Raw genomic sequence first — 4926 nt, forward strand, 5'->3', positions numbered from 1 at the left:
CCCAGACCTGCCACACGCGCTCGACTCCGGCATCGAACTCGGCGACGACGGTGAAGCTCAGGGCTTCGGCATTCTTGTGCGAACTGATAACGGTCATAACGCTTCCTCTCCCTCTGCGAGAATGTCTGCGATCCGGTCGGCCCGCTGCCGCCAGATCGTTTCGTACTCATCGAGCAGGCGTCGGGCTCTTTGCAGGCCATCGTGGTGGGCCCGCACGATCTGCTCCCGTCCGCGCTTTTCCTTCGTCACGAGGGAGGCGCGCTCCAACACCGCCACGTGCTTCTGCACGGCGGCGAAACTCATGGCATAGTGCTCAGCGAGCCTCGATACCGAATACTCTCCGGCCGTCACGCGGGTGACGATGTCCCGGCGGGTGGCATCGGCGAACGCTTGGAACAGGCGGTCAAGGTCGGCATCCCGCAGCTCATCTACAACCATTTGGTTGTAGAATAATCCGCCCGATCCGGGATGTCAATGGGTGCCGCGGCGGCTATGTGGCCATCCCGGGGTGCACCGCGACAAACTCGATCTTGTTCGCAGGCTGGACGGTCCTTTTCGGCGCCCGGGAGTACCCCTTGGCATCCAGGTGATTCTCCGCCCGGAAGACGGCGAGGGCATCGTCATAGATCGCGTTGAGTTGCTGCCCGGAAAATTTCTCCGACGAGCCATCGGTGAACGTGACGGAAATGATGGTGCTGCCCGGAAAGTGCCGCTTCATGCGGATGAAGCCTTCGGCGTCCTGCTGGAGATTGATCAATGCGGTCCTGCCTTCGTGATCGTGGACTTCCAGTCTCCCGTACCTTCTTCGGAACGTCCGCACGCTGCCGCCTGGTTGCCCCTCATTGAGGCGGAAGGCCCCTTCATTGAGGAGCCTTCCGTTGACTGTCGGGCTATACCTTCTCGCGGGTCCGGTCAGCTGTCGCCGGCTCCTCGACCGTGAATTCCCTGCTGCGGCGGGGGAAGGCCCAAAACTTGAAGTCAGGGGCTTCCGCCCGGGGCTCCGGGCGCGGCTCGGTTTCCTTTGATTCATCCTTCTTGATGTCCCGCCGGAATTCCCTGTTATACGGATAGCACATCACTTACCTCCTTCCGTGAGCGCCCTTTAATCGTCCTCCGCATCGATCCCTGCGTCGATACCCTGTTTCCGTATCGGCCGAATGGTCCGGGATGCCCTTCCGCCCCGGCCGCAGTTCCGGTTTACTGAACCATGAGACACACACTGGAGGGGGGAACCATGATGTCCAAGGGAACATGGCAAATTGCGGTGGGGGGCGTTGCCCTGGCTGCCACCGTTTTTGTCCTGCCGACGCCGCTGTTCCACGTTGCTTCCGGCAACGCCGACGCCGGTGCTGTGGGTTTTTTTGTTCTGGGACTGGCGCTGCTGGCGGCCGGCCTCGGATCGCTCGGCTTCGGACTGTACCGACGCTCCCGCGACCTGAAGACCGCGCGGAGCTACGCCACCAGGGAGCCGTCCTCGTTGGATGAGGACCGGCCGGTCAACCCGTATGGGATCCCCAAATCGTACGGCGCGGTTCCCCCGCTGACCTGAGGTGATCGCCCGGCCTGCCACGGAGATGTTCGGTCCGGCCCCATCCCTCGGCTGAAGGACAACGAAGTTCCTTCGGGAGGCCGCCGTGACACGTAGTCCAATGCGGCCGTCCAGAAGTCCAATTGGCGCTGGAGGTCATCGACGCGGATGACGACGGAGCCAATGCTGATCATGAAGCCAAAACTACACCGCGGCAGCAACCAAAACACCCGGCGGTTTTGGGGCGGATATCGCCTCAACCTTGTGCGCGGGGCAGTAGGGTGGTGCAGTTCGCCGTCGAATATAAGGAGCCTTAGTGAAATCGTTTGCGTGTGGAGACGTAGTGCCCGGTTGCGAAGCCCGATGGGTTTGCAGCACGGAAGATGAAATCTTGGTCAACGTCGCCGCGCACGCCGCGTCCACGCATGGGCTGGTGGAACTGCCGGTCGAACTCGTCCAGTCGGTCCACAAAGCAATCATTCCGGTGAGTTGAGCAGTACCGCGGCAGGCCGGCCGACTCCTGCTTCCGGTGCAGCCGGGGGTCCGGACTGGGGTGAGCTCCTTGCGGCCGCCTGCCGCGGAGAAGGCCTGGCCTCGGTTTACCAGCCCATCGTCGACTCGTCACGTGGCACGGTGGTGGGCTATGAAGCGCTCGCACGTTTTCCCGGCTTCGCCGAAAAGAACCCCGAGGTCTGGTTTTCTGCTGCCCGTGCCCACGGGAGATCCGCGGAGCTGGAGTCGGCGGCACTGCGGACGGCGCTCGCGGCCCGCTCCACGCTGCCCACAAACTGCTTCCTGACCCTCAATGTCTCGCCCGAGCTGCTGAGCACCGAGAAGATCCGGAGCGTCTGGCGGGACGAGGGAAACCTGGGCGGCCTCGTCGTCGAACTCACCGAGCAGACCCCCATCGACTCCTACATGGGGCTGGAACCGGACCTGAACCAGTTGCGCGCGGCCGGTGCGTTGATCGCCGTCGACGACGCCGGTGCCGGCTACGCGGGATTGCGGCACCTGCTGGCGTTGCGACCCTCGCTGATCAAGATCGACCGTGAACTGGTCCAGGACATCGATCGGGACGAAGCCAAGCGTGCCCTGATCGAGATGCTTGGCACCTTTGCCAGCCGGGTGGATGCGTGGATCCTGGCCGAAGGTGTGGAACGGCTGGAGGAACTCGATGCGCTGGTTTCCCTTGGCGTGCCGCTGGTGCAGGGCTATTACCTGGCCAGGCCGGCGCCGCCCTGGGCGGGCATCGATCTGGATCTGGCACACCGCCTCGCCTCGAAGCCGCCGGTGACCCACAAAGCCGTCATTCGCGATGTCCTCGAATCGGCGACAACAGCCACCACTGCCGCGCTTGCCGCGGAGGCCTTCGCCGGGAACCCCGGGCTTCAGGCGGTGGTCCTGATCGGTGACCACCTGCGGCCGGTTTCGGTGCTGAACCCGGTGGCGGCCGGGTTGGGCGTGGTGAGCCCCGGGATGCGCGTGAATCTGGACACCCCGCTGAACGAGGCCCTGGCCCGCTCCATGACGCGGACCGCCTCCAGTCGGTTTGAGCCCCTTTTGGTGACGGATAACGCCGGGCGGTATGCCGGCGTCGCACGCATGGAACGGATGATTACTGCGCTGGCAGTGCCGGGGGAGTAGCTGGGTCCGCCTGGCCGCTGCCAAGGAGCCGGTCGGTGGCCGCGTCGGGCAGCCCGTCGAAGTATTTCGCCAGGACCTCCTGGAAGACACCCGCACGGGGGTCGGCCCGGAGGAAGAGGGTCATCGAGGAGTGCAGTTTCCGCTCATCGATGCCGCCGAAGATCTGCCCCGCCGTGCGCCCTTCGAGACCGGCCACAACCCTGGCGCATTCGACCAGCCGGGGACCGAGTACGGGGTGCAGCAGATAGGCCTGCGCCTCATCCAGCGAGGTCACGGCATACTTCCGGGCCGTCGGGCTCTGCCCGAGCCCGGCGATCTGCGGAAAAACAAACCACATCCAGTGGCTGCGCTTGGAACCCCCGTGGAGCTCGTCGAGGGCGTGCCGGAAGGTTCCGCCCGAGTCCTGGGCCGTGACGAACCGTTCCAGATCGTAGGGATCTTCCACTGTGTCCTCCTTGGTCCCGTGTGACATCAGTCCTCGAATCGTGCCGTGATGTCGGTATCGCCGGCGATGGACGCCACGACTGCTGCTGCGACGTCGCGGATCTTCATGTTCCTGTTGTTGGAGGTATTCCGGAGGATCTTGAAGGCGGCTTCGCGCCCGCACCGGTTCTGGGCCATGATCGCCCCGATGGCAAGGTCGATGATGGTCCGGGACTGCATGGCGGCGGCGATATCGTCCCGGGATTCCCGGAGCTGGGAGATCCTCAAGGCCAGAAGCAGTGCCCGCGAGGCGTCGGCGCCGAACCGCCGCGCCTGCTCCACATCGTCCGGGGAAAATGCCGCGCTCCGCGCCGAGTAGAGACTGACGACGGCGGAGTTCTCACCGTCGAGCACCAGGGGGACCTGGAGCGTGCTGGCGGACCCCTCTCCGGTGCTGCCCCATTCTGCCGGCGGCTGCTTCCGCCTGGTCACGGTGATTCCGCACGTCACCTCGCGTTCCGGGCGGGACAGCTCCGCCGCCGCCAGCCGGGCCAGTCTGGCCAGGAAGTAGTCAACGTTGGATCCTGCCTCGGTGCTGTCCAGCACGAGATCCAGCAGCGTGCTGCCGCTGCCGGCGATGTTGTGCCACGTAGATGAAAGGGCGGGGCTGTCCCGCATGGTTCCCCCAATTCCTGGTCGCGCGCTGCAATCGAGCGGCGGCTTTTTCCATCCTATTGCGGGGGGTCCGCCGCGGGTAGAGCGACTCCCCGCAGAATGTCCGCGGCAATCGTGTGGAGCTTCGTGTCCGTGGCCCTGGCGGCCAGGTGCAGCAGCTCCATGGACCGTTCCCTGCTGTACCGGTTCTGGACCATGATCAGAGCGACGGCGGCGTCAACGATGGCGCGGGATTTCAAGGCGGAGCGGAGATGCTCGGGATAGATTTCCGGGGGGTGGACTTTGAGCGCCAGTCGCAGGATCCGCGAGATGGACAGGGCATGGCGCTCCACCTCCGCAACGGTGGTGCTGTCAAAAACGCCCTTCGAGCGTGCATAGCAGTTCAATGCTGCGGCTGCACCCGGATCCGTGGCGATGGGTACGGCCAGGACCGACACGATGCCCTCGCCGGAGACCGCGGAGGCGTAGTGCTCCCAGCGGTCGTCAGCCGCCACATCAGGAACCAGGACTGTGGTGCCATGCCGCAGGGCCGTGAGGCAGGGGCCGTCGTCGAACGCGTACTGCTTCTCATCCAGCCGTCTCGCGTCCTCGCCGCTGCTGGCGACGGTGGCCGGAGTGCCGTCCCGTTCCACCGTGATGGCGCACAGCATCGGCTC

8 protein-coding genes and 1 pseudogene (1 of these 9 running past the window's edge) are annotated in these 4926 nt (G+C 64.9%); 3 read left to right on the plus strand and 6 right to left on the minus strand.

The window, feature by feature from the left end; genetic code table 11:
* The 3 genes and pseudogenes from K789_RS23350 to K789_RS0116440 all read right to left on the minus strand — a co-directional run.
* A pseudogene (locus tag K789_RS23350) lies at positions 1 to 97 on the minus strand (SRPBCC family protein); it reaches 403 nt to the left of the window's first position.
* The gene (locus K789_RS0116435; protein ID WP_024367711.1) at positions 94 to 438 is read right to left on the minus strand and encodes an ArsR/SmtB family transcription factor; all 345 of its coding nucleotides are present in this window, start codon (positions 436 to 438) and stop codon (positions 94 to 96) included. The pseudogene K789_RS23350 and the gene K789_RS0116435 overlap by 4 nt, the downstream one beginning before the upstream one ends.
* A 52-nt stretch (positions 439 to 490) precedes the next feature.
* A complete protein-coding gene (locus K789_RS0116440) occupies positions 491 to 757 on the minus strand; it encodes a hypothetical protein (protein ID WP_024367712.1) in 267 nt (88 codons plus the stop codon).
* Between the two features lie 450 nt (positions 758 to 1207).
* Here K789_RS0116440 and K789_RS0116450 point away from each other — a divergent pair, with 450 nt between their 5' ends.
* The 3 genes from K789_RS0116450 to K789_RS0116460 all read left to right on the plus strand — a co-directional run bounded on the left by K789_RS0116450 (position 1208) and on the right by K789_RS0116460 (position 3172).
* On the plus strand, positions 1208 to 1549 hold the full coding sequence (locus tag K789_RS0116450; RefSeq protein WP_128081654.1) for a hypothetical protein: 342 nt from the start codon (positions 1208 to 1210) through the stop codon (positions 1547 to 1549).
* A gap of 295 nt (positions 1550 to 1844) precedes the next feature.
* The gene (locus K789_RS24700) at positions 1845 to 2021 is read left to right on the plus strand and encodes a DUF1059 domain-containing protein (protein WP_084507623.1); all 177 of its coding nucleotides are present in this window, start codon (positions 1845 to 1847) and stop codon (positions 2019 to 2021) included.
* Positions 2018 to 3172: an EAL domain-containing protein gene (locus K789_RS0116460; protein WP_024367715.1), complete on the plus strand. Its 1155-nt coding sequence runs from the start codon at positions 2018 to 2020 to the stop codon at positions 3170 to 3172. Before K789_RS24700 ends, K789_RS0116460 begins: the two co-directional genes overlap by 4 nt.
* Here the strand turns inward: K789_RS0116460 and K789_RS0116465 are convergent.
* From K789_RS0116465 to K789_RS23355, 3 genes are read right to left on the minus strand one after another with little or no spacing between them, the layout of a single operon-like run.
* Positions 3144 to 3617: a DUF1810 domain-containing protein gene (locus K789_RS0116465; protein WP_024367716.1), complete on the minus strand. Its 474-nt coding sequence runs from the start codon at positions 3615 to 3617 to the stop codon at positions 3144 to 3146. The genes K789_RS0116460 and K789_RS0116465 overlap by 29 nt on opposite strands.
* A 26-nt stretch (positions 3618 to 3643) precedes the next feature.
* A complete protein-coding gene (locus tag K789_RS0116470; protein ID WP_024367717.1) occupies positions 3644 to 4273 on the minus strand; it encodes an ANTAR domain-containing protein in 630 nt (209 codons plus the stop codon).
* Positions 4274 to 4326: 53 nt separating this feature from the next.
* Positions 4327 to 4920 (minus strand): GAF and ANTAR domain-containing protein, encoded by a 594-nt coding sequence (locus K789_RS23355; protein WP_237739624.1) that lies wholly within the window; start codon positions 4918 to 4920, stop codon positions 4327 to 4329.
* Between the last annotated feature and the right edge of the window lie 6 nt (positions 4921 to 4926).

The organism is Arthrobacter sp. TB 26, assembly GCF_000427315.1.
Lineage (GTDB): Bacteria > Actinomycetota > Actinomycetes > Actinomycetales > Micrococcaceae > Arthrobacter.

What these genes read in the sequence shown, in the direction of transcription:
- K789_RS0116435 (WP_024367711.1), bottom strand. Translation starts at nt 438, where the DNA reads ATGGTTGTAGATGAGCTGCGGGATGCCGACCTTGACCGCCTGTTCCAA.
- K789_RS0116450 (WP_128081654.1), top strand. Translation starts at nt 1,208, where the DNA reads ATGAGACACACACTGGAGGGGGGAACCATGATGTCCAAGGGAACATGG.
- K789_RS0116470 (WP_024367717.1), bottom strand. Translation starts at nt 4,273, where the DNA reads ATGCGGGACAGCCCCGCCCTTTCATCTACGTGGCACAACATCGCCGGC.
- K789_RS23355 (WP_237739624.1), bottom strand. Translation starts at nt 4,920, where the DNA reads ATGCTGTGCGCCATCACGGTGGAACGGGACGGCACTCCGGCCACCGTC.